The sequence below is a fragment of the Natrinema caseinilyticum genome, assembly GCF_024227435.1.
Taxonomy (GTDB): Archaea; Halobacteriota; Halobacteria; order Halobacteriales; family Natrialbaceae; genus Natrinema; species Natrinema caseinilyticum.
This window is the reverse complement of sequence record NZ_CP100445.1, coordinates 51,958-77,601: the sequence shown is the minus strand read 5'-3', so window position 1 is coordinate 77,601 and position 25,644 is coordinate 51,958. Positions and strand designations below refer to the sequence as shown.

Genomic DNA, 25,644 nt, shown 5'->3' with positions numbered 1-25,644 from the left:
TCCCGGTCCGTTCGATTCGCGCTCCTCCTCGAGCGTCCCGTCGGTTGCCTCCGCTGCTCGGTCGGCCCGCCGCGCGTCCCGGTCGCGGTACTTCGGCCGTGACCGAGACTCCGGTCCGGGTCCCTCCTGCGGTGGGGCCTGGCCCGGGCCAGCCCGTTGTGCTGGCTCCCCCGGTTGCTGACCCGATTGCGGAGACTGCTGGGCGTGGGTCGCTCCCGGACCGGAACGAATCGTCCCGCCGCTCAGATGCAACTGCGTCCCGCCGCCGGGGCCGTTCGTCATCCCGTCCAGACTATGTGCGATGTCCGTCAGGTCGTCGTCGAGGTTGTCCTCGAACTTGTCGATTTTGTCGCCGACGCTTCGCAGAGCCAGTGCCACGTCCCACAGGACGACGACACCGAAGAACAAGAGTGAGAGGAATATGGTAAGGGCGGCTCCACCGAGAAGCTCAGTAGTGGCTTCGACCATGTGTGGTACTCTGTGAAAAGATCGGACGTTTGACATATAGACCTTGTGCCGTAACACCGATATGACTGGAACGATACCGCCGGAAAACGGCAGACAGTTGCGATCCCAGCCCGTTCCCCGGAACGGCGATACGATTCACGAGCGCTCACATGTCGGACTGTCGTCAGTGAACGACCGACTCCGCGACGGTCTATAGTTCGAGCCAGTCAGACGTCGTATCCGTCTCCCGGAGGTACCACTGTTGCTCCGAGCATCCGTCTCGGGATCGCACCGTCACGATCGCATCGAACATCGGTTCGAAGAGATTGACGGCGTCGTGATCCTGTGTGACCGGCAGATGATAGTGGGCCATTCCTCGGGCCTGTTCGACGCGAGACGTCAGCACGTGAAGTAATCGGAATACCGTCTCCGCGTCGTGGTCCTGCAGAAGTGAGACCAGCGAGTCGACGCAGATGCGAAGGTCCGCCGGTTCGAACCCCCCGGCCGTCTCCGCGAGTTCGTCGACCGCCTCGACGATTTCGATACCGATCATTCCGGGCGACGGGTGACCACCGTCTGCCGCGGACTCCAGTTCGGGTCTTCCGTCCGTCTCGAGGCCCCTGGTCGAGTACTCGATCGTTCGTACTCGTTCGGTCGTCTCCCCGCGCGGGTCTCCACAGGAAACCTGCGTTTCGTCGCCACGGACGAACAAGCGGTACCGCGAGTCGCATTCCGGTGCTCCGAGCAACCGCTCACAGACTCTTTCGTGTGCATCGGGTGCCTCGGCACCGACGAGTAGTATGTTGCACCCCTGCTGCCTGAGCGTATCAAGCGTCCGTGCGAACGTCACATCAGTTGATACGAGCCCCCCTCGCTCGTCATCCATTCAATTGCAACAAATACGTGACGATTCATAAAAATTGTGTCTTGACAGGAGATCGAGAACGATTCGCGGTCGCGCGGAAACGGTTCTCGATCCCGTCTCGTTGATCGCCCGGCTTTTCATACCGGCGGCCGTAGGTCTGATATGGCCGATCACGACGACGAGCTCGTCGACGCCGTTCGCGAACTCGCAGAAACGATCGACGCGCTTCGCGCCGAACTCGACGATTCGCGGCCTCGCCGCCGGCCCCCGCTCCGACCGCCGACGCCGCGGGAGTTGCTTCGCTTCTCCGACGAGGTCGCACTCCCCGCCATCCTCGCCGTCCTCGAGACCAGCGTCCGCGCTCTCGAGGCGTTCCAGCGGAGCCTCAAACTCGTCCGAGGCGAGCGGGAAGCCAGGGACCGGACGACGGCGGCCGCCGAAGCGGCGAGCGAGCGAACGAGCGACCTCCGCCGAACGACGCTCTCGCAACTCGATGCCGTGCTCGCGGAACTCCAGCGGGCCGCTTCTGAGGGAGGGCTCCCGGCGGACGAACAGGCACGCGACCTCCTCACGGAAGCGCGGGAACTCCGCGACGACGTGGATCGCCGCCTTCGGGACGCTGCCGAACGCGAGACACGGGCGACGGACCGGTCGCAAACGACTGCCGAACGGGGCATCGAGATCGAGATCGAGGACGGATCGCCGGCCGATACCGGGCCTGACGCGGATGGGGACCGTCCGAGCGACGACCGCGAATCGGCCGTCGACGTCGACGCCGAACTCGAGACGCTACGGGATCGGTACGGCTCCGACGAAGATTCGACGGACGACTCGAACGGCGACGGCGACCACGTGGGTATCGACGGAGAGAGCGACGGCAGCGACAGTGCTCGCAGCACCGGCGACGAATCCGATACGTCCGAAAAAGACGACGACGAATCCGATCGTTAGTCCGAAATCGGTTCGAACCGATAGCCGTCCCAGTTTTGACTCGCGGGTTCTCTGATGCCTGCACCGGGTTCGCGCAGTTCGTCTACGTGTACCGGGCGGACCTCGTCACCCGTTTCGACGTCCCCGGTGGTCAACTGACCGATCGCGCGGACCGATTCGCCGTCGACATCGAACTCGACGATCGCGAGGTGATTCGGCTCGCGGACGCCCGGCGGTGTGGCGGTACTCGTCGTCCAGGTCACGATTTCTGCAGTGTATTCGCTGAGATCGATCATTTCCGCCGGTTCCGAGCCGCCAGGACCGCGCGGGTGGCCGGGGTAACTAATCGAGCCGTCGTCGTACCGCGTCGCGTTCATCGTCATCGTGGTGTCTCCATGATAGTCGTGATAACGCAGTTTCCGAAGCCGCCGACGTTACAGCACAGGCCCGCGTCCGCGTCGACCTGTCGCGGCCCGGCCTCGCCGACGAGTTGTTCGTATATTTCGACGCCCTGTGCGACCCCGCTCGCACCGAGCGGGTGACCCTTCGACTTCAGACCGCCCGACGTATTGATCGGCAGTTCCCCGGTCTCGCGGTCCGTATAGCCGTCTTCGACGAGCCGCCACGCGTCGCCCTGGTCCGCGAAGCCGAGGCCCTCCATCTGCAGGAACTCGAGGATGGTGAACATGTCGTGGAGTTCGGCCACGTCGATATCGTCGGGCCCGAGTCCGCTCATCTCGTAGGCGCCCCGCCCGCTTTCGACGACGGCGCCCATCACGGTCGGGTCCTCGCGCTCGTGAACGACGTGGGTGTCAGTCGCCCCGTCGATGCCCGTCACGACGGCGTAGTCGTCGGTATACTCCCGGGCGACGGACTCGGGACAGAGCATGAGCGCCGCCGATCCATCGGTGATCGGACAGAAATCGTACAGCCGAAGCGGGTCGGCGACGATCGGCGAGTCGAGAACCGTCTCGAGGTCGATCTCCTTTCGGAACTGGGCGTTGGGGTTGTCGACGCCGTTTCTGTGATTCTTGACGGCGACTTTCGCGAGGCTCTCGCGAGGCGCGTCGAATCGCTCGAGGTAGTGTCGGGCCGTCAACCCGGCGAACGAGGGCAGCGTCACGCCCTGTTTGTACTCCACGGGGTGAGTCAGCGACGCGATGACGTCGGTGGCTTCCCCGGTCGTCCGGTGGGTCATCTTCTCGCCGCCGACCAGCAGAGTCATCTCGCTGGCTCCGCTGGCCACCGATTGCCAGGCGGCGTAGATTCCCGCACCGCCGCTCGAACTCGTCTGGTCGACGCGCTGGGTGTACGCCGGCATTGCGTCCAAATCGTGTGCCAGTGCGTTCGGGACGCCGGTCTGTCCCTCGAACTCGCCGCTCGCCATGTTCGAGACGTAGAGGTGGTCGACGTCTTCGGCTTCGACACCCGAATCCTCGAGACACTCGATCCCGGCTTCCGCGAGGAGATCCATGACCCACTCTCCCTCGCGCTGCCCGAACTGCGTCATCGAGGCTCCGATGATTGCTACACGTTCCATACCTTCCCGGACTCGAGTCATCGATTTATAATGTGGGGTTGGGAGCACGCCGGCGGCACGTCCCGCTCTTCCGGACGACCGTCCGGCGTTCGTATCACTCACCGATCCGGTCTCTCGGGTTGCATGTTCCGTCTGAACGGTTAACCGCCTCGTTCACGAAAGAGACGTATGGTCGAACACACCCGAACGCTCGGTTTCTGGGTGGCATTCGCGCTGGGTCTGGGGACGATGATCGCAGCCGGCATCTTCTCGTTGTCGGGGACGGCGGTCGCGGAGATCGGAAGCAGCGCGGTGATCGCGTTCGTCATCGCGGCGCTCATCGCGGGGGTGACGGCCGCCTCGTACTCCGAGTTCGCATCGATCTACGCGGAAAACGGCGGCGGATACCTGTTTAGCTCCCGAACGTTCGATCGCGATCTCCTCGAGTACGCGGTCGGCGCGTCGTTGTTCCTGGGGTACACCGGAACCACGGCGTTCTACCTCGCAACGATGGACGAGTGGTTCCTCGAGTTCGTCGTGCCCCACGGCTGGCCGATCCCTCACGGCTCTATCGGGGTGGTGGCGGCCGTCATGCTCGGCGCGCTCAACGCGCAGGGGACCGAAGAGAGCGGGACGTTTCAGGTGGTCGTCAGCGGCGCGAAGGTCGCGATCCTCGTCGCCTTCATCGGCGGCGCCTTCGCGTACAAGGCCCCGGCGGAAACGATCGGGACGTTCACGGCGGCGGTCTCGACGGACCTCGGCGGGATCATCTCGGTCGCCGCGCTCGCGTTCATCACGTTCTTCGGCTTCTCGGCGATCGCCGCCAGCGCCGGCGAAATCATCGAGCCGCGGAAGACGGTTCCCCGTGCCATCGCGGCGAGCATCATCGCCGTCACGATCCTCTATGCGTTCGTCATCGTCGCGATGGTCAACGCGCCGATCCCGGCCGAAGTCATCGCGGAAGAAGGCGAGACGGCGATGGGTAGCGTCGCAAACGCGTTCCTCGGCAGTATCGGGATGGCATTGATCGTCGCCGGTGCGATCTTCAGTATGGTGAGTGCGTCGAACGCGAGCGTCCTCGCCGCCAGCAGCATCGGCTCGCTGATGGGACGACAGGGACAGGCACCGCGGCGATTTTCGCGCATTCATCCCGTCTACGGCACGCCGTTCTGGAGCGTCACGACCGCCACCGCGACCATCGTCGTCCTCATCGTCGCGTTCATCATGCTCTTTCCCGCCGACGGCGGCCTCGGTGGCGTCCGTCTCGGCCTCGAGGCGCTGACCGGGTTCGCCACGTTCAACCTGCTCGCGCCATTGTCGGTCGTCAACGTCGCGCTCATCGTCTCGCGACGGCGCTTTCCGGACCTCGAGCGCCCGATCACGGTCCCGCTGGTTCCGGTAGTGCCGATCGTCGGAATCGCGGCCAACCTGGCGCTCATCACCAGTCTGCCGATTATCGGGGTCGTCGTCGGGTCGGTTCTCGTCGTCGCGTTGCTCGTGGCGTACCTGATCTGGGGGGGAGCCCCCGAGACGGAGGAATTGTTCGAGCAGATCGTTTCGCCGTACTCGCCGGAGGAGCTAGCGGCCCGTTCGGCGGGCGGTGGCGGCGGCTCCACGGTCGACGCTGCACCGGCCGACGAGAGCGGCACAGAAGCGGCCACGGCGGAAACGGATCGGTTCCAGATCCTGGTTCCCGTCCGCCGTCTCGACCGCGCGCCGACGCACGTGCGGCTTGCGGCGATGATCGGAACCAGGTACGCGACCGATCCGATAGTGCGAGTCGTCACCGTCACCGGGATTCCGGATCAGACGCCGAGCGAGATGGTCGTCGACACCGCCGAAGAACGCGCGTCCCAACTCGGTGACGAACTCGCCGCGGCGGACCTCGACGTGGATTACACCGTCGAAGGACACATTTCTCGAGACATCGGGTTCAGCATCGTCCAGACGGCCAGGGACGAGCAAGTCGACATGATCCTCATGGGCTACCCCGAAGAGAGCGCCGAAATAACCCGTCGCGTGGAGTTCGACGCGCCCTGCGACGTGCTCTTCTCGAAGGGGTACGTGCCCGAGGAACCGGACGTACCAGGGACCGTCAACGTGGGGGCGGGCGGTGGGCCACACCACGCGGCGCTGTTGCCGTTCGTCAACCGACTCGCCGCCGCCGGCTCGTCGATTCACGTCATCAACGTCAGTCCCACCGGGCAGACTGGCACCGCGGAAGATCCCGCAGACACGCTGAACGCGCTTTCGGCGACGGATTCCGTCACGGTTCACAACGTTACCGCCACCTCTGTCGCCGACGGGCTCGTGACGACGGCCGCGGACAACGGCGGGATTCTGATAATCGGCGCATCACGGACGCGACGCCTCCGGCAATGGATCCTCGGGAGTACGCCGGATCGCGTCATCGAACTCGCAGAAGACGCCGACGTTCCTGTGATCGTCTACGCGAGCGAGACGACCGTTCGGAACGTACTCGAGGATTTCCTCTTCCCGCTCTACAGATACTTCGAGAAGCTTCGAACTCCCGACCGAGAGGCCGCGGTTCGAAGCGAGGCAGGTGACCCCGAACGATGAGAGTCTCGGCCGCGCTATACCGTCGCGACGTCCCCGGCACCCGTCACGCTGATTCCGCTGCCGCCGTTCGCAACTCGCTCGCGCGCGAGCGCGCCTGGGAGACGATTGCAGGGCGAGCCTCGAACGAGACGACGACGTCCTCGTCCCCGTAGCTCACGTCCTCGACGTGCGCGTTGTCGTGGAGCCACGACACGACGCTCATCGTGTCGTCGGTCATCGGAAGCAAGAGACGTTCTCGCTCCCAGTCCGGGAGCTCACGGTCGATCCGCTCAAGGAGCGCCGCCACGTTCGTGCCGTCTTTCGCGCTGACGGTGACCGGGTTCGGTGCGAGCGCCGACAGGGCCTCGCGCTTTTCGGCCAGTTCGTCCTCGCTCACCCGATCGATCTTGTTCAGCACGGTCACGATCGGGGCCTCGTTTCGCTCGTAGAGCGTATCGTGGCAGGTGACCAGCTTCTCGTGGATTTCGTCGACGGGTTCGCTGACGTCGACCACGAGCAAGACCAGGTCTGCACGGTAGACCGACTCGAGGGTCGATTTGAACGATTCGACAAGCCAGTGGGGAAGATCGCTGATGAACCCGACGGTGTCGGTCACCAGGACGTCCCGCGGTTCGATATCCGCACGCCGGGTCGTCGTCCCGAGCGTGGTGAACAGTTTGTCCTGGGACTCGGCCGTCGCGTCCAGGTCCGGGTGGAGGTCCTCGTTTTCGGAGACCTCGAGGTCGGACGCGAGCCGGCGCAGGAGGGTCGATTTGCCCGCGTTCGTGTAGCCCGCAAGCGCCACGAGATCGAACCCCGAGTCGCGGCGCCGTTCTCGACGGTGCTGTTCGGTTCGCTCGATTCGATCGAGTTCGTCCTTGATGCGGCTGATCTGGTCTTTGATGTCCCGCTCGCGGCTCTCGTCGTACTCGCCGAGCCCCATGAATCCGGGGTGTTCCTCGCGCTTGGCGAGGCTCGTCTTCGCCTCCGCCCGCGGAAGTTCGTACCGGAGTTCCGCCAGTTCGACCTGCAACTGGGCCTTGCGAGTCTGCGCCCGCTGGCCGAAAATCTCGAGGATGAGCGTAAACCGGTCCATGACCTCGACGCCGTCCGGAAGCAGCCGTCCGAGGTTGTACGTCTGATAGGGACCCAGCCTGTTGTCGAAGATGACCGTCGACGCATCGGTCTCTGCGACGAGTTCGGCGAGTTCCTCGGCTTTTCCCTCGCCGATCTGGAGGGCCGGATCTGCCCGTCGCGACTGCGTGACCTCTCCGACGACGGTGTATCCCGCCGCCCGGGCCAGATCGCGAATCTCGCTCGTATTTGCCGTGCCTGAATCGACGCGTTTGGCGATGATCGTGTTCATGCAGATAGCAGTGTGTCTGCCGTGCGCGGTCGGCTGCGCGCGTCGGCGTCCCGCGGCTCGTCGGTCCCGCGATCCGACGCGTTCACGCGCCGGCCGCGAGGACGAAGCGGACACCGCCACGCGGACCCGGAGAGATTAACGATGCCGGTCGAACACCTCCGTTGGACGCACGTGACTCATACCAATTCGTACGCGGCCGACCGTCTTGAATCCCGTGTTCGTTTCGACCGTCCGATCAGGGGGTCCGACCGGTCGAACCGTCACAGAGCGGACTGTTCTACCAGCGCCGCCGAGTCCGTCCGCGCCCGTCTGATCACGACGCTCACGCGACCACAACAGTCATAGGATTCGAATCGAAACGTAGTGAATAATGTTGGATATCGATCCGGCGGTACTCGGGTTCGAGTTCGGTGGCGGTGCGGCCATCGGCGGAGTCATGGGATTCGCCGCGAAGAAGATCGCGAAGCTGGTGGCGGTCCTCGTCGGCGTTCAGCTGATGTTCTTTCGCTACCTGGAGTCACAGGGGATCATCGTCGTCGACTGGAGCCGGCTCTCTGCAGGGCTTCTCGAGACGCAAGCGCGCGCACAGGACGTCGACGTCCACTGGATACAGTCCGTCCTCTCGACGCTGTCGATGGGTGCGGGCTTTACCGGAGGCTTCCTGATCGGGTTCAAGCGCGGATAACGAACCGATCGGCCTCGAGGGGAAACCGAAACCGACGACTCGGCCGCCGCCTTCGCGATCGATCGATCACCGCGTCTTCAGATCGTCTTTGTCCTTGATGATCTCCGTCTCGGCTTCGCCGCTCGTGTGTTCGTTGACGACGTCGTAGAACTCGTTTTGCAACCCCGCGGGGAACGTGAGGACCCCGATCCACGATCCGTCGTTTTGCCACTCCTCGCGCTCTAGATCGCCGAACTGGCGAATCTGTGCCTGGGCGCTGCCTGCGTATTCGGCCGGTACCTGGACGGCGACGGTGATCTCCTCGAACCTGATCGGGATCACCGGGCGGAGCGCGTCCAGAGCGTCGTCGACCTGCTGTTGGACCGGCTCCATCGGATCGACGGTAAAGCCGGCTTCCTCGAGCGCGTTCTCGATCCGTTCGGGCGGATGCGGTGCGTTGTCCATCTGCGGATTGACCGCGTTTCGCGTGATGGTATCGATCAGCTGCTTGCGCTTTTGTTCTTGCATCTCACGGCGCTGGTCGGCCGTAATCTGAATCTCGCCTCGCTTGATCACCGCGGGGATGATCTCGAGCGGATCCGTCGTCTCGAAGACCGTTTCGAGGTCGTCCTCCGCCGGCCGGTCCCCTCGAGACGCGTCCTCGAAGACGTCCTCGGCGGCGATCACGTCCTCGAGGTCACCCTCGAACTCGTCGCGTTTGATCGCCAGCGCTGCGTCCGGATCGACAAGCACCTCGAAACGCGCCCCGTGTGACTCGAGCCGCGCCGTCACCGCCTCGTCGAGCGAAATCATACCACACGATTCCCCCGCCAATTTAAAGAGTGTTTCCCGACGTGACGCCGAGTCCGGTAACTCACAGCCGCCGGCCGTACCCGAACGCCGTCGTCCGTCGTCCGGACACCGACCTCGTTCCGACGGGCGGACCGGCCGCTCGAGCGGTTGCGGTCTCGAAAACGCGTTTCCGCGGCTGCGTCTCGATTACTCGTCGGCTTCGTCGTCCTCGCCCGTATCGAGAAGGTCGTTCTCCTCTAGGTACTCCTCGATTCGATCGTGGTCGAACATGTCGAAGGACTCGGTTTCCACGTCGACAGTCGCCAGTCCCACTTCGCTGGGAAGCAGAGAGCCGTCGTTGACCGATGCGAGCGCATCGAGTGCGAGCGCGATGCCGCCGTCGAGGTCGGCCTCGTCGTCGTAGTTCTCCTCGAGATAGTTCTGGAGTTCGCCCCGATCGGCACCGACGGCCAGTGCCTTCCACTCGTAGGGCGTCCCGGAGGGGTCCGTCTCGAAGAGTCGCGGTTCGCCGTTGTCGATGCCGCCGACGATCAGTGCAACCCCGACGGGCACCGCCGACCTGGGTGTACTGCTGGATGTGGTCGGTGACTTCCTTGGTCAGCGTCTCGACGCCGATCGGCTCGCCGTAGCGCAGTTGGTTGACCTGCGTCTGGCGGCGCGCAAAGTCGATCAGTTGGCGAGCGTCGGCGACGTGGCCCGCGCTCGCGATACCGACGTGGTCGTCGGCTTTGTGGATCTTCTCGACGCTCGAGTCCTCGAGCAGCGGTGAGGGAACCCGTTTGTCGACGGCGAGAACGACGCCGTCGTTCGTTCGAACACCGATACTGGCTGTTCCTCGCTTGACCGCCTCGCGAGCGTACTCGACCTGGTAGAGTCGGCCGTCGGGCGAGAAGATCGTGATGCCACGGTCGTACGCCTGCTGTTGGGCTTGTCCCTGCATAGTTTCACGCTAAATTGTAATCGAGGTCTGTCGCGCCCGTGAACGCCTCATCGAGTCGCACGTCGCCACCGCAATCCCGACGGACGGCCACTCGCTCCGCGCTCGCGAACACGACGTTTCTCTGTTCGGAATCTTGCCCGCGGCGTCCTAAATAGTTTTCTTACCGCGGTGAAGGAGGCCAGGACCGGACGCGAGTGGCCCGGCGATCGGACGCCGGTCACTCCAGATATTTTTCGTCGGCGGCGCGGATCGTGCCGCTGATTCCGCGGACCACGATCCCGACGGGAGCGCCGTCGATTTCGTCGATACAGGCCAGTGCCGCGCGAGCGGGATCGGTCTCACCGCGACGGGCCCTGACGATCGCCTGGCCGGTTCCGTCGCCGAAAGAGAACCGTACGACGGTCAGATCCGCGTCGGCACTACCCGGATCGCCCAGCAGGTTCTGGCCCGCGTACCACAGCTCACGCTGGAACGAGCGCCGACCGATCCGGTCGTCCGGCCGCGTCTCGAGCGAAACGGCGAGATACCGCCACCGCGGGCGGAGGTGTTTCGGAAGGTGTTTCATGCCTTACTCCGCTCCGTCGCCGGCTGTCGTGTGACCGCGCTCTGCGACCAGCACGCCGACCTGATCGTGGACTCGCTCGACGGCCGAAAGCGAGAACCCCGCGTCGGTAAACGCGTCGGCGAGCACTCCGACCGTCGCCGGATCGTCAACCTCGGGCGAGTAGAACGGTTCGTCGGGGTCCGGATCGCCGAAGAACATCACGTCCCCGAGGACGAATTTCCGCGGCTCGTGGTCGGCGATGACCGCGATCGCCTCGCGTTTTTCCTCGTCCGAGAGGTGATGCAGGGCGAAGTTCGAGGTCACGATATCGACCTGCCCCTCGTAGTTCGGTTCACGAAACGTCCCGGTTCCGAACTCGAGGGACTCGAGGCCGTCCTCCTCGGCCTTTCGTTCGGCTTCCGCGAGCATGCCCGCGCTGATATCGCGACCGACGACACGGGCCGCGTCGGCGGCGAGCGGGATTGCGATGGCTCCCGTTCCGGTGCCGAGATCCAACACGACGTCGTCGGGTTCGGGGGCGGCGTGTTCGACGACGAGATCCACGCAGGTGCGGTACTCGTCCGATTTCGACTCGTCGTATCGATCGGCTTCCTCGTCGAACCGGGCCGCGTGATCCTCACGGCTCTTTTTCATACCGTCCCCGTTCGACCCCCGGCTCAATGAACGACTCGGACTGGACGTGGCGATTGCGTTCGGCGATGCGGCCCCACTCCGCGAGCCCCTCCTCAATGAACCGGTCCGTGAACCCGACCTCCGAACCCACCGCCTTCAGTTCCCGAGGGGCCCGAATCTCGAGGTGCGAACTCGGATCCGCGCTGACGACGTACGGCGCATCGAAGTGGTCGACGATCTCCCGTAATTTCCGTAACGACTGGATGATGCGGACTCGTCGACCGCCGCTCTCCCGGAGGACGCCACCGAGGGCGAACTCGATCCGGACCCCGTTTTCGATGGCGGCTTTCACCAGCACGTGGTTGATATCGCCATCGCCGGCCATCGGATGTGCGAGCACGTCGACTTTCGGCTGTTCGACGGCAAATCGATTCATGGCGTTCGTCCCGCCGTGGATTCCCACGATCGTTTCGGACGTCCGGTAGTTCCCGACGGCTCCGCTCGCCTGCTGTCGATCGTCTGTCCGAATTTCGACGCCCTCGACCACGTCGATCCCGTATTCGTCGGCGATTCGGGCGGCGTCGTAGTCCGCTCGCGCGTCCGAGTGGTTGCGTACGACCACGCCCTCGAACCCGTACTCGACCGCCGTTTTCGCGACGCTGGCGACCGAACTCTGTCCATCGGGTCGGGCGTGGACGGCCTCGTACATACTCGAATCGTCTCGCGACGGTGACTTGGGGTTTGCGCCTGGACCGAGTCGAAACCACTCGAGCCGAACGCGGAACCGAGACCAGACGGTGACCGAGCGACCGAAAACGCGACACCGTGCGTCGAAGCGAGGTGAAAGAACTGGAGGAGGGGTGCTTACGATCGTGCCGGAACGGGATCGCCGGTCCGGCGAGGTCGTCGGCGCGCAGCGCCGACTGCAAGTGGAGCCATCGGAACCGGTCTGTCCAACGGCGCGTCACGTGATTTCGATGCGACTGCCAGCGGCCGGCAAAGCCGCCCTCGGCGTGCCGGTTCGTCGTCGTTAGTTGAGGATGCTCTGTGCGACGGTCGCGAGTTGGCCGTTGTCGGCCTCGCTCAATCGGTCGTCGCCGATTTTCAGGCGGAGGCGCGGACGTCCGACGTCGATCGGGACCTTCTCGGTGTCGATGAGGCCCATGTCCTCGAGTTTCGTCTTCGTTCGGGAGAACGTTGCTTTGGACGCGATTCCGACGTCCTCTCCCCACTTGCTGATGTCGTACAACAGCGCCTCGTTCTTGGCCGCGACGAGCAGTGAAATGGTGACCTCGTCGAGTCCGTCGCCGTCGCCTCTGGCGGTCTCGAGGGAATCGAGGATGGCGGCGAAGTCCGCTTCCGCCGAGGGACTGATTTCCTCTGACAGCGTCTCCCGGACGTCCGTGATCGGCGGTGTCCGGAGGTTGAACGTTTTGGCGTCCCCCCATCGAGCTGCGTAGGTGTCGTAGGTGTCCTCGACGAAGCTGGCGTCGTCGGTGATGAGCCCTCCGACACGGTCATCGGCGTGAACGACAGCGACGACGCGGTCGTCGGTGACGAGCAGCGAGTTCTCCGGTGCCTCGGCGAGCGTCCGGAGCACGAGTGCGCCCTCGCTGATGAGGTCCGCCGCGTTCGACGCGACGATGAAGTCGTCCATGACGTCTTTCAGCGTCCGCTCGTCGGCGAGCATGTGTACCGACGGCAGGTCGCCGTCGAATCCCGTCGCGACGGCGATAAACTCCTCGATTGCATCCTGCGAGGGATTGATCATGTAAATGTCTCCACTTGCATCCTCGAGAACCGACTCGAGTATATCGTCAATCTGGTGATTGAGTAAATTCGAAGCCATGCGTATACAGAAGTAATAGAGGCCATTATACTTAATTTTGGTGGCCGTTTGCACGGCAGAACTTCTCGTCCAGCGGTTGAACCGGTGATTTTTGTCCCATAATCCGTTAGTTCGCCGACGAAATATCAGCATGTCTTACATACGCGCGAGCGGCATTCGAAAATTGATTCGGTCTCGAGACCGATCGGTCGCGTCCATCGCAACAAACCGATGGATATTCGAACCTGGTTCATTCAAGAAACTGCTTCTCCCTCAAACGAAGTTCAACCGCCCCGAGGGCCGGGATCTGGCGGAGCTGTAGTGTCGACAACAACTATATACTGGTGACGTGTTATTACAACATCGTATGGGTGTTCGACACAATCAACTATGGTGGCCAGTTCGCAGCGTCGCTACTATCAGACGAAGTGAAACAGCAGCCAAGCGTCAGTCAGGACGATTTGCGGCACGAGCAAAGCGGGTTAGTACCTACGGTGGACCCTGAATTGGATTATCGATCGAATCGAGGCCACAGTTCCTTCGACCAGTAAATGTCCCCGTCGTAAATTACCGATGCTTCCGTTTCTTTGAGCATCGTGACGAGTTCCGACTCGGTCAGCGTGAAGCTGGATTCGTTGCCACAGAGATAGGCGTATTCGTTCGTTGCGGTATGTGGGAAGTAATACGAGCCGGTCACTCGCGTCGAGTAACAGTCGAAGGTAAGCAGGTACCGCCGTCCATCGGCGGCGGTATCGAGTTCCTCGAGGGTCGCCGTCGTCGGGAGACGGCTTTTCCCCTGGGTGAGGGAGTGAGTCCCGTCACCGACGACGGCGTAGTCCTTACCCATCATGATTCGCCTGCGCGCGAGGCCCATGGCGCGTTCGATACTGAACCCGTGGACCAGCAATTTGGCGAACGTGGACCCGACTTTGATCGCGTGATCGTTCAGGACCTTCGTGAACGTAACCGCGCCCGCGACGCTCCCCTTTTCGATCAGCTTCTTTCCCTCGTAAAAGGAGCCACAGGCGTTCAGGAAGAACGTCTGGGCGTTACATCGATCGAGGCTCGAGGCCGAGAGCGTCCCGTCGGGGCAACACAGCCCGCCGGTCTCGCAGTGGCCGATATAGTGGACGAAGTCGTGATCGGCTTCGAAGACGCGAGCGAGCGCCGCCGTGCCGAGCGATTCCTCGACGGTAACGTCGATCGACAGTTCTTCCGAGCGCCGTCGATAGATGCCGGCGACGTAATCGTGTTCGCCGGCCATCTCCGGATCGTTGAGCACGACGCAGATCGAGGTCGAATCGCTCGACTGCTCGAGGAAATCGAGGCGATTGTGGTAGGCCTCTGGGGCGGATTTGAAGACGTCGATCGGAACGTCGTCGGCGAGCCACCCGTGAGTGCGCCCGCTTCGAAGCTCCGGTTTGACGATGTCTACCGAAGCGACCTGGCCCGTGGCTCTCCCCGCGTCGGGATGCGACTCGGTCCCGCCCCTCGAAACGGAACCGGGACCTCGATAGAAGTCTTCGAGCGAGCGCTCGACCAGTTCTTTCCCCTCGAGTTTGGACGTGCGGGGCGTATAGACCATGCTCAATCGGTCGAGCAGGAACGGGAGCGTTTCGATGCTGTCGTACGCCGGCGTCACGTACGTCGAGAGGTGCCAGTCCGGGAGGCGGTGTTTGATCGCCGCGTACGGGACCTCGAGGTACGTTGCGAGCCTATCCTGGGGACTGGCTTCGTAGAGTGCGTCGGCGTCGAGTTCGAGGGCGTCGAGGAGGCTGAGCTCCGACAGACGCGTCCCGTACGGCCCGGCGTTGCGGACGAGACAGTCGAGGAAGAACGTTTTCCGAAGCAGCTGTTCGACGTCGCGTTCCAGGTCTGGCATCGGCGAGAGTACCTTCTCGATCGCGTGATCGGGAAGTCGAAGTCGCGGCCGATCGGTCGTCGAGCCGGCTCGGTCTGCGGAGACGTCGTCGGTCGTCCGCACGGTCGCCTGGAGGTAGTACGCAAGCGGTGCGGTCACGAACAAGGATTCGTAGTCCGACGGGACGACCAACTCGAGGCCGTGGTCGGGAGTGTCCGCTTTGATGCAGTCCGAAATTTCGAGTTCGTCGCCGTGTTCGAGAAGCGACGGGTGGCCCCGAAGCGTGGGGTACGAGCGGTTGGGGGTGTCCGTCTTGTGTGAGGCGGCCATGTGGGTAATAGCCTCGGCTATCGCCGACGGACGGTCGGGGACGGTGATGGTTCCGGCCGGGAATTCGTGCCGACAGCGGACGCCGAGGATGACGCGGGTCTGGTTCGGAAAGGAAACGACGACCTCCTCGTAATCGTCCGTCTTCTCGATCGTCGCAGCGCCCGAAAATCGAAGGTAGGCCTTGATATCGGTATCGACGTCGACGACGTACTCGCCGGGCGACAGCGACAGCGGCTCGCCCCCTGGATCGAGTTCGTACTGGTCTTCGAGTCCGAGGGAGAACGCGTAGACGACCGCGTGGGGGAACCGAAGTTCGTCCGTCGTCACAACGAGCGTATCGTCGACCGGGCGCGGAATATCCACGCCGGTATCTTCGATGACGAAATCCTCACCCGTGACCGCCAACTCTGCGTTATCGGCATCGGTGACGTAGAGGGTGTCCTCGTCTACCGCCCACTCAATCATTCAGTTGGTTGAATGTCACTCGGACAAGTTAGTTGTACCGGGCCGTGGTCGCAACGGCGGGAGGGGACAGTCGACAAGCCGCCCGCTCGAACACGGGCCGCCGATAGTGGCCCGACTTGCCGGGGACGGGTACACTTATACAGTCGCCAGACCGCACTTCGGATATGAACCACGATCAGGTTCGCGAGGTCGATCCCGCCGTCGCCGACGCACTCGAGGGCGAGGTAGACCGCCAGCGAGAGACGCTGCAGATGATCGCCAGCGAGAATCACGTCAGCGAGGCAGTCCTCGACGCCCAGGGCAGCGCGCTCACGAACAAGTACGCGGAGGGATATCCGGGCGAGCGTTACTACGGCGGCTGTACGTACGCCGACGAAGTCGAGCAGTTGGCGATCGATCGCGCGGCGGAGCTGTTCGGCGCCGAGCACGTCAACGTTCAGCCACACTCGGGGACGCAGGCGAACCAGGCCGTCTACTTCGCCATGCTCGAGCCGGGTGACAAGATTCTCTCGCTCGATCTCACCCACGGGGGGCACCTGAGCCACGGCCACCCGGCGAACTTCACGGGACAGCTCTACGAGGTCGAACAGTACGAAGTCGATCCGGAGACGGGCTACCTGGACTACGACGGGCTGGCCGACCACGCCGCCGAGTTCGAACCGGATATCATCGTCTCGGGGTATTCTGCGTATCCGCGCGAGATCGAGTGGGAGCGCATTCAGGACGTCGCGGACGACGTCGACGCGCTCCACCTGGCGGACATCGCCCACATCACCGGGCTCGTCGCGGCGGGCGTCCACCCGTCGCCGGTCGGTGTCGCCGACTTCGTGACCGGTTCGACCCACAAGACGATCCGGTCCGGTCGCGGCGGCATCGTCATGACGAGCGACGAATACGCCGACGACATCGACGCCGCAGTCTTCCCCGGCGGCCAGGGCGGCCCGCTCATGCACAACATCGCCGGTAAAGCCGTCGGATTCAAGGAGGCCCTCGAGCCCTCGTTCGAGGACTACGCAGCGCAAACGATCGCGAACGCGAAAGCCCTGGGCGAGTCGCTCTCCGAGAACGGGTTTTCGCTGGTCTCCGGCGGCACGGACAACCACCTCGTCCTCGTCGACCTCCGCGATAGCCATCCCGACACGACCGGCGGCGACGCCGAGGAGGCTCTCGAAGCGGCCGGTATCGTCCTCAACGGAAACACGGTGCCCGGCGAGACGCGCTCGGCGTTCAACCCGAGCGGCATTCGTGCCGGGACGCCGGGACTGACCACGCGCGGCTTCGACGAGGACGACTGCCGCACAGTCGGCGATCTGATTACCCGCGTCGTCGACAGCCCGGACGACGAGGGGGTCATCGAGGACGTTCGCGACGAAGTCGCGGTGCTGTGCGAAGAGAACCCGCTGTACGAGTAGGGCATCCGGGGTGAGACGGTCTTTCGTGACGTGTTCCGAGTTCGACGTATCACTCCTTTTCGAGTACCGTCCGCCACTGGACGTCGCCGTACGTGGTTGCAGCGACGGCCCAGGGCGTTCCGACGGTCGCTTCGCGAAGGCGGTCCACGCTGAAGACACAGAAGAGCAACGTTCGTCCCACGTCGCCCTCGTACACGACGTGATAGACGCGGTGTGCGAACCCGGGCCTCGGATCGTTCCGGTAGGCGAACACGTCCGCCGTCGCGTCCAGTTCGGGCGCGTAGTTATCGACGACGGCGGTCGCATCGGGCGTCGTGACGTACGCGAGACTCTCGAGGAACTCGCGAACGCCCGGAATCGAGCCGGCCAGTCCGATCTGCGTTCCGATCGCGTGGGCCGATCGAAACCGATCGCGATCGAAGTGGTCGCGGAGCGAAAACATATCTGCCCGCCGGGCGTCGGTCACGCCCCGGTCGCGCATCGTTTCGACGAGGTGGTCGCTCACTTCGATCGCGACGGTCTCGAACCGCTCCTGATAGAAGAGCGCGTCCCTCCCTGCACCGGCACCCATCTTTAATCAGCGAGGGAACCCCGGCCTTTAGGCCGGGTGGGGAATCGCGTCACTTGACTACGCTGTCCACCGCTCAATCGGCACTGCCGGAATCCAACTCCTTCTGAGCGTGGAGTAGCATTCCTTTCCACGTCAGACCGTGGTGTTTCTTTGTCTCTTTCAGGCTCTCGTACTGCGATTCGTCCTCGAACTCTATTTTGACGTACTTCATGAATGGTGTTACACCAACGTTACGTTTATGTGTGTCGGTCGCCCACCGGGGTAGTGTGTCCGAGACGGTGACAAAGACGCTACAGGCCACGCTCGCTACGCCCACTACGGGCAAAGAGCAACGCCTACAGCGGCTCTTGGACACCTACCGCGAAGCACTCCACGACGCCTTCGACAATAGAGCCGACACAATGTCTGCCGTCAACGACGTTGTGACGCCCTACGACCTGCCGTACCAAGCCAAAGACGCGCTTAAGTCCTACGTCCCGAAACTCCGTTCGACGTACAACGCCGAGGAGTTGGACGACGAGCATCCGCTTCGACTCGTCAATCGGGCCGCGAAGTTCGACCACTCGGGGGAGCGCGAACACGGTTTTGTCTGGCAGGCCCCGCAACCCGGACGCGGAACGAACTTCTGGATTCCGCTTCGGATTAACCCCGAACAAGAATCTCTGTGGTCCGACCTGCTCGACGGAGATGCGAAGGCAGGCGAGTTGCGGCTACAGCGACACCGCACGTCGTGGGAGTTGCACGTCACCGTCGAATACCCGGTCGAAGAACCGACCGACTCGGACGACCCGACGCACATCGGTTTCGACGTAGGTGAGAGCGCGTTGATTACGGGCTGTGCCCTCAAACGCGACGTACCCCGGGAGCCGATGATGGAGAGTGGCAGTCGGGCGCGACACCTCCGCAAAGAGATGCACACCACGCTCAAGCGGCTTCAAGAACGTGACGCCGCCGAGTGGCGCGTGGACGAACGATTCGACCACTACCAGAACGCCCTGACGGATATTGTCGAGAAGGTGTCTCGGCGGGCCGTCGAATACGCCGAATCCTTCGAGAACCCCGTTATCGTCCTCGAAGACCTGTCGTACATCCGCGAACGGTTGGATTACGGCAAGTTCATCAACCGGCGGCTTCATGCGTGGGCGTTCGCACGGCTACAGGGGCGCATCGAGGACAAGGCGACGGAAGAAGGCATTCCAGTCGAGTACGTCAATGCAGCGTACACCTCGCAGTCGTGCCACGCTTGCGGTCGTCTCGGTCGGCGGAGTCAGCAAGCGGAGTTCGTGTGCCCGCACGACGATTGCCACGTGTCGGAGTTCCAAGCAGACATCAACGCGGCGGCGAATATCGCCAGTCGCGTAGACCCGTGGGGAGAGAGCGTTCCTTGGGAGCCGGAACGCGATGACTCGCCTCGGGATGGGAGCGCCTGTGACAGCGCCACAGTCCACCGGGAGACGAGCGAGAACCCCTCGCAGATGACGCTCTCGGCATACTCGGACTGAAACCGGCCAAGACGGATTCCCCTTGTAGGGGAAGCCCCGCCGTTCACGGCAGGGAGGATGTCACATCGAGTAGCGGACCGTCCATCCACCGATCCCGCCACGCATCCTCGTCGTGTGCACCGAAATACCACTCCTCGATTCGGTGTTCGCGGACGTCGTGCCCGTCGCGATCGAGAAGCGGTTCCGTTCGGTCACCGAGGTACTGGTCGCGGATAGCACGACCGAATGGATCCGTGTCCACTATACCCTGAAAACGGAATCGAAGGGGTTCAAACTTCAAAGAGAGTCGGTACCACCTCCCGCACCACCGGGACGGCGGCTCGGACTCCGCACACCGCCCCAGGCGATCGACTCGCGAGCCGTCGGTCTCCTGCTCGAGGACGTCCGGATCGAGCGGGCGAACCCGGAACTCGAGGAACCGGCGGCGGTCGACGACGCAATTTGAAGCGTCTCGGAGACCGCTCGTGAATTCGCGATCGGGTCCGATCTCGATCGTCGGAGCGCCCGACGCGCACCCCTTTTTGCGAACTTCCGCATGACATATCCTTTTCAATATGGATACCGTTACCAACCCGCATGGAAGACGAGACGACCACGGAGATGTACCGGGCCAGAACCGACGCGCTGACGACCGACGTCGGCGAGGGACGGCCCGTGGTCTTCGCCCACGGGACGCTGATGGACCGGACGATGTTCGCGCCGCAACTCGAGGCGGTGAAAGACGACTACCGAGCCGTCGCCTACGATCTGCGGGCGCGAACGGACCGATACGCACAGGGGTACGATCTGCGTGATCTGACCGACGACTGTGCGGCGCTGCTCGACGGGATCGGCGAGGAGAGCGCCGTCGTCGCGGGCATGTCGATGGGCGGATTCATGGCGCTGCGCTTCGCGCTCGCGTATCCGGATCGAGTCGACGGGCTCGTCCTGATCGATTCGATGGCCGCTCCACACACGGCCGACGAACAGGAGATCTACGGCGAACTCGTCGAACCGCTCGAGGGATCGCACGACCCGAATCCGCGCGAGTTGGCCGAAAGCGTGACCGGCTACCTCTTCGGTGAAACGACCCGGGAGGAAAATCCCGACCTCGTCGAGTCCTGGGTCGACCGCTGGGCGACCTACCCGGGTGCGGCGGTCTACCACGAACTCCACTCCTGGCTCGATCGCCCCGACGTCACCGACCGCCTCTCGGAGATTGACGTCCCGGTCCTGATCGTTCACGGCGAGGAAGATCCATCGATCGATCCATCGCGGGCCGAACCGATGCTCGAGGAGTTCCCCGACGCCGAGATGGTAGTCGTACCGGAGGCGGGCCACACCTCCAACCTGGAGCGGCCGGAGCCCGTCAACGACGCGATTACGTCGTTCCTCGACGAGCGTTTCTGACCGGATCACTGCACGTTCTTGTATATTTACGATCGTTTTGGCGCCGTTCTGGGCACGAATCCGGGGATTAATGAGCCTCGCGGTCGCCCACTCGAGTAATGACCGAGATCATCGACGGTAACGCGGTTGCGAGTGAGATTCGAGACGGCCTCACGGACGCGATCGAGACCCTCGCAGACGCGGGCGCACGGCCGGGACTGGCGACCGTCCTCATGGGCGACGATCCGGCGAGCCAGACGTACGTGAACATGAAGCAACGCGATTGCGAGGAGGTCGGGATCGAGAGCCACCACGTCGACGTCGACGGCGATGCGCCCCCCGAGGCCCTGTTCGACACGATCGCCGACCTGAACGACGATCCCGAGATCCACGGGTACATCGTCCAGGCCCCGGTTCCCGACCACGTCGAGTACCGGAACGTGATCCGCCGCGTCGACCCGACCAAGGACGTCGACGGCTTCCACCCCGAGAACGTCGGTCGGCTCGTCGCCGGCGACGCACGCTTTCGCCCCTGTACTCCCCACGGCGTCCAGAAACTGCTCGAGTCCGCCGGGGTCGATACGGAAGGGAAGGACGTCACGATCGTCGGCCGATCGGACATCGTCGGAAAGCCGCTCGCGAATCTGCTCGTTCAGAAAGCCGACGACGGCAACGCGACGGTGACGGTCTGTCACTCCCGAACCGAAGATCTCGGCGAAAAAACCCGTAACGCGGACGTCGTCGTCGCGGCGGTCGGCGTTCCCGAACTGGTCGACGGCTCGATGCTCACCGAGGGGACGGTCGTGATCGACGTCGGCGTCAATCGGGTCGACGCCGATACCGAGAAGGGATACGAACTCGTCGGCGACGTCGAGTTCGAGAGCGCCCAAGAGAAGGCGAGCGCGATCACGCCCGTTCCCGGCGGCGTCGGACCGATGACTCGCGCGATGCTACTCTATAACACCGTCAAAGCCGCCAGTATGCAGGAAAACGTCGCCGTCGACCTCCCCTGAGTCCGTCCGCACACCCTCGCTACTGCTCCTCGCGCTCCTCGAGGCAACCGTCCTCTGCCCTATTCGAGGTCGAGATCGCTCAATCGCTCCTGGGCCCGCGCGAACGCTCGTTCCTCGCCACGGAGGCCGTTCGCCAGGTCGCGAGTCGCTTCGACGAGCCGTTCGGCGGCCCGCGGTTCGATATCGCCGTCGAGCATTCGGATGCGCGTTACGTGTTCGCCCAGCGTCTCGAGCGCGCGTCGTTCGCTCGCAGTCAGGTCGCGGTCTCCGGACCAGGTGCGGAGGTCGCGGCGGTACTCACGGACCGCGTTCGCGTACGCGAGCCCGCGGGCCGATCGCAGCGTGTCGGGGACGTCCTCGACCGGCGGTCGCTCACCCCGATCGGCATCGCGCAGCAACGCCAGAAAATAGAGTTCTTCGCGGTCCTCGAGCCGTATATCACGGGAGACGATGTCGGCGACGTGTAGCAGTTCGATCGCCGCGAGGTACGTGTCGTCCAGATCGCGGAGGGTGCCCGCGTTGACGAAGCCACGACAGCGAACGTACTCTCGACAGCGGTCGCGGGCCCGTTCGGCGAGGTCGTCCGTCGCGACCTCGTCGATCGCGTTCCGCACGGGCGTGAGGTCGAACGATACCTGCAAGTCGGTGTGTTCGGTCCGCTCGTCGACGCCGACGCTGCGAAGACTTCCGCAGGCCGGACACCCGACGCTGCCCGTCTCGTAGTACGACCAGCGAGTCCCACACTCCGTGCATTCACGCTCGCCCCGAATCTTCATGCGGCCACGTACGACGGGAACACAAAAATGCCCTCCGAACCACCGAATTCGGGGAGACTGGCTGATCTCCCACGCGAGCCGCCCGAGACCGTCCTCGACGTCTCTCCCGTCAGTCTCCCCGTTTATCGGGCATCGTCGAAAAATGAGGGGGACCGCGCATATCCGCCCGTTTCGACGGCGGCGGTGCCATCGTCGAGTGGCGACCACCGCTGTTCGAAGCGCTGTCGCGGCCCCCAGCAGTTCCGAATTCGAGCGTCGAGGACTCTCCGTCGATTTCCTCGTCCGGATCCGTCTCCTCCGTTTCGGCCTCGTTCGAAGCATCCTCCCCCGAAGTATCGTCTTCTGCATCCCCCGCCTCGCCTTTCGCCGCCTCGAGTTGGTCCCGAAGCTGCTGGAGCTGCGTCCCGACGTCCGAAACCGACGATTGCACCGCCGACCGCAGGCGTTCCGCGGATTCTTCGGCAGACTCGTCCGTCTCGTCCCGTTCGGCCGCGGTCGCGCCGGGTCCGTCGGCCGACGACACGCGCTCGGATTCGTCCCCGACGCCGTCGCTCGCTTCGGCCGCGTCTGTTGATTCGTCCGCTTCGCCGATCGTCTCTCGAAGCCCCTCCACGGCACCTCCGAGTTCACCGTCGTCACTCCGGGATGCGAGCTTCGCGAGATTGAGCAGTCGCTCCAGCGACTCGAGTTGGGCCGACTCTCCACGAGCGATGGCTTCCGGAATCGAATCCGCTTCGGAGCCATCGGGGAGCGTCGCCAGCCCGAGTGCCTCGAGCACCCTCCTCGGATCCGTCGATTCGAGGAGGTCACGCGCCTCCCTCGCGGCCGCGAGCAAATCGGCCGTCGCAGCGTCAGTCTCGCCATCCGAACTGGGTCTCAGAACGAGCGACCCGCTGGACGCCTCGGCTCGTGTCAATATTTCGTGCACCCGATCGGTCAGTTCGTCGTGCGTACCCATCGTTGTCGAGTATTCTTGCTCCGTCGGTCGTTTCGCCCCGTCGTCCGTCCGCGCTGCCGTCGATCGGATCGACCGCCGAATCGGTCTCCGACGTTTACTCGGCTTTCGCATCCGCTTTCGAATCGGCGGCTTCCTCGCCCGTCGTGACCGTGTCGATGATCTCGTCGGTCATCTCCTCCCGACTGAGGTTCGCCGTCACGTCGACGTCCTTGGCGACCGACTGCAAATCGTCGTAGGACAACACGCCGAGGAAATCCTCGAGGGTGTCCCTCCTGAGTTCTGCCAAGTCGTCAACCGATCGGTCGGCGGTCTCGAGGGCCCCGTTCTCCCGTCCGTCGTCGTGTTCCTGCGCTTCGTCCGACTCCCCGCCCGACGCTTCGGCGTCCGCGTCGTCCTCGTCTTCGTCACCAGTCGCCTCGGCTTCCGACCGCGCTCGTGATTCGCTCTCTGATTCCGACTCTTCGTCGGCACCGCTTTCGTCGGCGCCGATTCCATCGGCGAGATCCTCGAGGGTACCGCCGTCACGGACGGATCTGGCCACCGAGGCGACGGATTCCCTGCCCTCGAGATCCTCGAGAGACGTACGGAACGCGTCTCGGACCCCCGTCGTGAGTTCGGTCGTGATTTCACCGAGGTCATTTCCCTCCTCGATGCCGTCGACGATCGTCACGTGTACCTCGCGACCGATCGAAGACCCCAGTTGACGGCCGATTCGTTCCCCGAATCGACGGCCGATGGACGCCCCGATATCGTCCCCGTAGACGCTGTTTTCGATGGCGCCGTCGCCCAGCATATCGGTGACGTCGACCTGTTTGCCGACCTCGTCGGCGACCATCTCCTTGAGTCCGGTTCCGTCACTCACGAGCACCACCTCGATTCCGTTCTGAGCCGTCAGGCTGTCTTCGTCTCACGGTCTTATTCCCCGTCGGCCTCCGTCTCGTCGTTCGATTCGTCCGTTTCGTCCGGCGTTTCCTCGGCATCACCCTCGTCGCCTGCATCGGACGCTTGTTCGTCATCGTCGGTCGTCTCGTCGGTGCCTTCGTCCCCGGTCGTATCCGCGCTCGTCTCTTCGTCCTCCGTGGATGTCTCGTCGCCCTCTTCGGCCTCCGTTTCGCCGGAACTCAGCAATTCGTCGACGACCATCGTTCCGATCGTTCGGCCGAGCGATTCGCCGACCGCTCGCCCGACGAGCGCGCCGATCTGCCCACCGAGGGCTTCGCCGAAGGGCTTCTCGCCGTCGAACTCGTCTTCCCACTGGGTTCCCTCGACCAGATCGTCCACGTCGACGGTGTCGGCGATCGTTTCGGTATCGATCCGCTGTGTGAGTGATTCGTCGCTCATGATGTCGCCTCCGCTCGTGACTGCGGTTCAGGTCGTTCGTCGGCCTCCTCGTCCCGGTCCGGCTCGAGCCGTTCGACCAGCTGCTCGAGCACCTCTCTGACTACCACCGCCACGATCTCCTCGGTGGGGAAGCTCGGAACGAGCGCGGCCACCTTCTCTTTGAGCCAGCCGATCGCCGACCTGAGCCGACCGGGTGACTCGTCCGCTTCTTCGGATTCACCCGCCGCTCGTTCCTCGTCCGATTTTCCACCGCCGCCGAACAGCCCCCCGAGCCACTCCTGGGGCTTGCTCAGCAGCGATTTCGCTTTGTCCGCCACGGCTTCGGTTCCGTCTATCAGCCCCGCGACGGACGACAGAAGGTTACCGAGCAGGTTTCCCTCCCCCGGACGCGCCGAGACGTCGAGCGTGACCGGATTCAGATTGACCTCGAGGCCGAGCAAATCCAGGAACAAACCGTCGAGGTCGAGGTGGAGGACCCCCGACGCGTCGTCGCTCTGGTAGACGTCGTCGGCGTCCTCGACGTGATACTCCGCTTCCTCCTCCTCTTGCTCGCCCTTTCTTTCAGTTTCCGCTTCTTCCCCGGCTTCCTCTTCAGCCTCCGCTTCTTCCTCTACCTCCCCTCCTTCAGCCTCCGCTTCGACGGCCTCCGCGTCGTTCGCTTCCGTTTCTTCACGTTCCGTCGTTTCCTCGTCGCTCGAGTCACCGCCGTCCGCGTCTTCCATTTCGGCCTGTCCACCGTCGGTCATCGGACGGCGGTACGGCCCAGCCGAGCGTTCGCCCCCGCCGTGACGGCTCGAGAGGGACCCGCTCTGAACGGGTTTCGAAGACACCTCGCGGCCGTCTGTTTCTGGACCCTCGATCATCGTACGGGATGACAGAGGGGTGTGTGCGTTGAGTGGATTCGCCTTGCGTGTGCGACGGACCGACACGATGAAATCG

Annotated in this window: 22 protein-coding genes and 4 pseudogenes; 7 read left to right on the top strand and 19 right to left on the bottom strand. The window is 63.7% G+C overall.

The features are described from left to right. Positions 1–658 precede the first annotated feature (658 nt). Positions 659–1,333 carry a DUF7504 family protein gene (locus NJT13_RS00380; protein ID WP_254523526.1) on the bottom strand — a complete coding sequence of 225 codons (675 nt, stop codon included), beginning with the start codon at positions 1,331–1,333 and terminating at the stop codon, positions 659–661. Between the two features lie 141 nt (positions 1,334–1,474). On the opposite strand from NJT13_RS00380, the gene NJT13_RS00375 reads away from it, so the two are divergent. Then, positions 1,475–2,263, top strand: a complete 789-nt coding sequence (locus tag NJT13_RS00375) for a DUF7547 family protein (RefSeq protein ID WP_254523525.1) — start codon at positions 1,475–1,477, stop codon at positions 2,261–2,263. Here NJT13_RS00375 and NJT13_RS00370 read toward each other — a convergent pair. Beyond that, a complete protein-coding gene (locus NJT13_RS00370) occupies positions 2,260–2,625 on the bottom strand; it encodes a PhlB family protein (RefSeq protein WP_254523524.1) in 366 nt (121 codons plus the stop codon). The genes NJT13_RS00375 and NJT13_RS00370 overlap by 4 nt on opposite strands. Continuing rightward, positions 2,622–3,782: a thiolase family protein gene (locus NJT13_RS00365; RefSeq protein WP_254523523.1), complete on the bottom strand. Its 1,161-nt coding sequence runs from the start codon at positions 3,780–3,782 to the stop codon at positions 2,622–2,624. Before NJT13_RS00365 ends, NJT13_RS00370 begins: the two co-directional genes overlap by 4 nt. A 168-nt stretch (positions 3,783–3,950) precedes the next feature. Between NJT13_RS00365 and NJT13_RS00360 the strand changes: the two genes are divergently transcribed. Continuing rightward, on the top strand, positions 3,951–6,341 hold the full coding sequence (locus tag NJT13_RS00360; protein ID WP_254523522.1) for an amino acid permease: 2,391 nt from the start codon (positions 3,951–3,953) through the stop codon (positions 6,339–6,341). Positions 6,342–6,384: 43 nt separating this feature from the next. On the opposite strand, the gene hflX is transcribed toward NJT13_RS00360, so the two are convergent. Further along, complete coding sequence (hflX, locus tag NJT13_RS00355) at positions 6,385–7,686, bottom strand: GTPase HflX (protein ID WP_254523521.1); 1,302 nt, start codon at positions 7,684–7,686, stop codon at positions 6,385–6,387. Between the two features lie 370 nt (positions 7,687–8,056). Between hflX and NJT13_RS00350 the strand changes: the two genes are divergently transcribed. Continuing rightward, entirely contained in the window at positions 8,057–8,371 is a 315-nt protein-coding gene (locus tag NJT13_RS00350; protein ID WP_254523520.1) for an FUN14 domain-containing protein, read from the top strand. A 66-nt stretch (positions 8,372–8,437) separates the two neighbouring features. Here the strand turns inward: NJT13_RS00350 and NJT13_RS00345 are convergent, their stop codons facing one another. The 7 genes and pseudogenes from NJT13_RS00345 to NJT13_RS00315 all read right to left on the bottom strand — a co-directional run bounded on the left by NJT13_RS00345 (position 8,438) and on the right by NJT13_RS00315 (position 15,764). Further along, complete coding sequence (locus tag NJT13_RS00345; protein WP_254523519.1) at positions 8,438–9,163, bottom strand: ribosome assembly factor SBDS; 726 nt, start codon at positions 9,161–9,163, stop codon at positions 8,438–8,440. Positions 9,164–9,553: 390 nt separating this feature from the next. After that, positions 9,554–10,103 (bottom strand): annotated as a pseudogene (locus tag NJT13_RS00340) (archaeal proteasome endopeptidase complex subunit alpha); the annotation flags it as partial. A gap of 4 nt (positions 10,104–10,107) precedes the next feature. Continuing rightward, positions 10,108–10,668: pseudogene (locus tag NJT13_RS00335) on the bottom strand (Rpp14/Pop5 family protein). Between the two features lie 3 nt (positions 10,669–10,671). Further along, on the bottom strand, positions 10,672–11,301 hold the full coding sequence (locus tag NJT13_RS00330) for a class I SAM-dependent methyltransferase (RefSeq protein ID WP_254523518.1): 630 nt from the start codon (positions 11,299–11,301) through the stop codon (positions 10,672–10,674). Continuing rightward, a complete protein-coding gene (locus tag NJT13_RS00325) occupies positions 11,285–11,989 on the bottom strand; it encodes an RNase P subunit p30 family protein (protein ID WP_254523517.1) in 705 nt (234 codons plus the stop codon). Before NJT13_RS00325 ends, NJT13_RS00330 begins: the two co-directional genes overlap by 17 nt. Positions 11,990–12,310: 321 nt before the next feature. Beyond that, the gene (gene tbsP / locus NJT13_RS00320) at positions 12,311–13,129 is read right to left on the bottom strand and encodes a transcriptional regulator TbsP (RefSeq protein WP_254523516.1); all 819 of its coding nucleotides are present in this window, start codon (positions 13,127–13,129) and stop codon (positions 12,311–12,313) included. 490 nt (positions 13,130–13,619) lie between these two features. Continuing rightward, a complete protein-coding gene (locus tag NJT13_RS00315) occupies positions 13,620–15,764 on the bottom strand; it encodes a hypothetical protein (RefSeq protein ID WP_254523515.1) in 2,145 nt (714 codons plus the stop codon). A gap of 164 nt (positions 15,765–15,928) precedes the next feature. On the opposite strand from NJT13_RS00315, the gene glyA reads away from it, so the two are divergent. Further along, entirely contained in the window at positions 15,929–17,176 is a 1,248-nt protein-coding gene (gene glyA, locus NJT13_RS00310) for a serine hydroxymethyltransferase (protein WP_254523514.1), read from the top strand. A 49-nt stretch (positions 17,177–17,225) separates the two neighbouring features. Here glyA and NJT13_RS00305 read toward each other — a convergent pair. Continuing rightward, positions 17,226–17,753, bottom strand: a pseudogene (locus tag NJT13_RS00305) (class I SAM-dependent methyltransferase); the annotation flags it as partial. A gap of 67 nt (positions 17,754–17,820) precedes the next feature. Further along, positions 17,821–17,958, bottom strand: a complete 138-nt coding sequence (locus NJT13_RS00300) for a hypothetical protein (RefSeq protein WP_254521556.1) — start codon at positions 17,956–17,958, stop codon at positions 17,821–17,823. 55 nt (positions 17,959–18,013) lie between these two features. Here NJT13_RS00300 and NJT13_RS00295 point away from each other — a divergent pair, with 55 nt between their 5' ends. Beyond that, positions 18,014–19,249 (top strand): transposase, encoded by a 1,236-nt coding sequence (locus tag NJT13_RS00295; RefSeq protein ID WP_254523513.1) that lies wholly within the window; start codon positions 18,014–18,016, stop codon positions 19,247–19,249. A 61-nt stretch (positions 19,250–19,310) separates the two neighbouring features. On the opposite strand, the pseudogene NJT13_RS23350 reads toward NJT13_RS00295, so the two are convergent. Beyond that, positions 19,311–19,493 (bottom strand): annotated as a pseudogene (locus NJT13_RS23350) (class I SAM-dependent methyltransferase); the annotation flags it as partial. A gap of 332 nt (positions 19,494–19,825) precedes the next feature. Here NJT13_RS23350 and NJT13_RS00285 point away from each other — a divergent pair. Further along, on the top strand, positions 19,826–20,638 hold the full coding sequence (locus tag NJT13_RS00285) for an alpha/beta fold hydrolase (protein ID WP_254523511.1): 813 nt from the start codon (positions 19,826–19,828) through the stop codon (positions 20,636–20,638). Positions 20,639–20,736: 98 nt separating this feature from the next. Then, complete coding sequence (locus NJT13_RS00280; protein WP_254523510.1) at positions 20,737–21,630, top strand: bifunctional methylenetetrahydrofolate dehydrogenase/methenyltetrahydrofolate cyclohydrolase; 894 nt, start codon at positions 20,737–20,739, stop codon at positions 21,628–21,630. Between the two features lie 59 nt (positions 21,631–21,689). On the opposite strand, the gene NJT13_RS00275 is transcribed toward NJT13_RS00280, so the two are convergent. The 5 genes from NJT13_RS00275 to NJT13_RS00255 form a co-directional block, all read right to left on the bottom strand. Beyond that, complete coding sequence (locus tag NJT13_RS00275) at positions 21,690–22,406, bottom strand: DUF7117 family protein (RefSeq protein ID WP_254523509.1); 717 nt, start codon at positions 22,404–22,406, stop codon at positions 21,690–21,692. 109 nt (positions 22,407–22,515) lie between these two features. Then, positions 22,516–23,364, bottom strand: coding sequence for a hypothetical protein (locus NJT13_RS00270; RefSeq protein ID WP_254523508.1), 849 nt, complete (start codon positions 23,362–23,364; stop codon positions 22,516–22,518). Positions 23,365–23,458: 94 nt separating this feature from the next. Continuing rightward, a complete protein-coding gene (locus NJT13_RS00265; RefSeq protein WP_340681175.1) occupies positions 23,459–24,226 on the bottom strand; it encodes a hypothetical protein in 768 nt (255 codons plus the stop codon). Positions 24,227–24,279: 53 nt separating this feature from the next. Further along, positions 24,280–24,705: a hypothetical protein gene (locus NJT13_RS00260; protein WP_254523506.1), complete on the bottom strand. Its 426-nt coding sequence runs from the start codon at positions 24,703–24,705 to the stop codon at positions 24,280–24,282. Beyond that, complete coding sequence (locus tag NJT13_RS00255; RefSeq protein ID WP_254523505.1) at positions 24,702–25,568, bottom strand: hypothetical protein; 867 nt, start codon at positions 25,566–25,568, stop codon at positions 24,702–24,704. Before NJT13_RS00255 ends, NJT13_RS00260 begins: the two co-directional genes overlap by 4 nt. Positions 25,569–25,644 lie beyond the last annotated feature (76 nt).

Excerpts from the sequence above, each read along its gene's own strand:
- NJT13_RS00255 (WP_254523505.1), bottom strand. The coding sequence starts at position 25,568 with ATGATCGAGGGTCCAGAAACAGACGGCCGCGAGGTGTCTTCGAAACCC.
- NJT13_RS00315 (WP_254523515.1), bottom strand. The coding sequence starts at position 15,764 with ATGATTGAGTGGGCGGTAGACGAGGACACCCTCTACGTCACCGATGCC.
- NJT13_RS00285 (WP_254523511.1), top strand. The coding sequence starts at position 19,826 with ATGGAAGACGAGACGACCACGGAGATGTACCGGGCCAGAACCGACGCG.
- glyA (WP_254523514.1), top strand. The coding sequence starts at position 15,929 with ATGAACCACGATCAGGTTCGCGAGGTCGATCCCGCCGTCGCCGACGCA.
- NJT13_RS00330 (WP_254523518.1), bottom strand. The coding sequence starts at position 11,301 with ATGAAAAAGAGCCGTGAGGATCACGCGGCCCGGTTCGACGAGGAAGCC.
- NJT13_RS00270 (WP_254523508.1), bottom strand. The coding sequence starts at position 23,364 with ATGGGTACGCACGACGAACTGACCGATCGGGTGCACGAAATATTGACA.
- NJT13_RS00275 (WP_254523509.1), bottom strand. The coding sequence starts at position 22,406 with ATGAAGATTCGGGGCGAGCGTGAATGCACGGAGTGTGGGACTCGCTGG.
- NJT13_RS00280 (WP_254523510.1), top strand. The coding sequence starts at position 20,737 with ATGACCGAGATCATCGACGGTAACGCGGTTGCGAGTGAGATTCGAGAC.
- NJT13_RS00260 (WP_254523506.1), bottom strand. The coding sequence starts at position 24,705 with ATGAGCGACGAATCACTCACACAGCGGATCGATACCGAAACGATCGCC.
- NJT13_RS00300 (WP_254521556.1), bottom strand. The coding sequence starts at position 17,958 with ATGAAGTACGTCAAAATAGAGTTCGAGGACGAATCGCAGTACGAGAGC.
- tbsP (WP_254523516.1), bottom strand. The coding sequence starts at position 13,129 with ATGGCTTCGAATTTACTCAATCACCAGATTGACGATATACTCGAGTCG.
- NJT13_RS00365 (WP_254523523.1), bottom strand. The coding sequence starts at position 3,782 with ATGGAACGTGTAGCAATCATCGGAGCCTCGATGACGCAGTTCGGGCAG.
- NJT13_RS00350 (WP_254523520.1), top strand. The coding sequence starts at position 8,057 with ATGTTGGATATCGATCCGGCGGTACTCGGGTTCGAGTTCGGTGGCGGT.
- NJT13_RS00345 (WP_254523519.1), bottom strand. The coding sequence starts at position 9,163 with ATGATTTCGCTCGACGAGGCGGTGACGGCGCGGCTCGAGTCACACGGG.
- NJT13_RS00380 (WP_254523526.1), bottom strand. The coding sequence starts at position 1,333 with ATGGATGACGAGCGAGGGGGGCTCGTATCAACTGATGTGACGTTCGCA.
- hflX (WP_254523521.1), bottom strand. The coding sequence starts at position 7,686 with ATGAACACGATCATCGCCAAACGCGTCGATTCAGGCACGGCAAATACG.
- NJT13_RS00370 (WP_254523524.1), bottom strand. The coding sequence starts at position 2,625 with ATGACGATGAACGCGACGCGGTACGACGACGGCTCGATTAGTTACCCC.
- NJT13_RS00360 (WP_254523522.1), top strand. The coding sequence starts at position 3,951 with ATGGTCGAACACACCCGAACGCTCGGTTTCTGGGTGGCATTCGCGCTG.
- NJT13_RS00325 (WP_254523517.1), bottom strand. The coding sequence starts at position 11,989 with ATGTACGAGGCCGTCCACGCCCGACCCGATGGACAGAGTTCGGTCGCC.
- NJT13_RS00375 (WP_254523525.1), top strand. The coding sequence starts at position 1,475 with ATGGCCGATCACGACGACGAGCTCGTCGACGCCGTTCGCGAACTCGCA.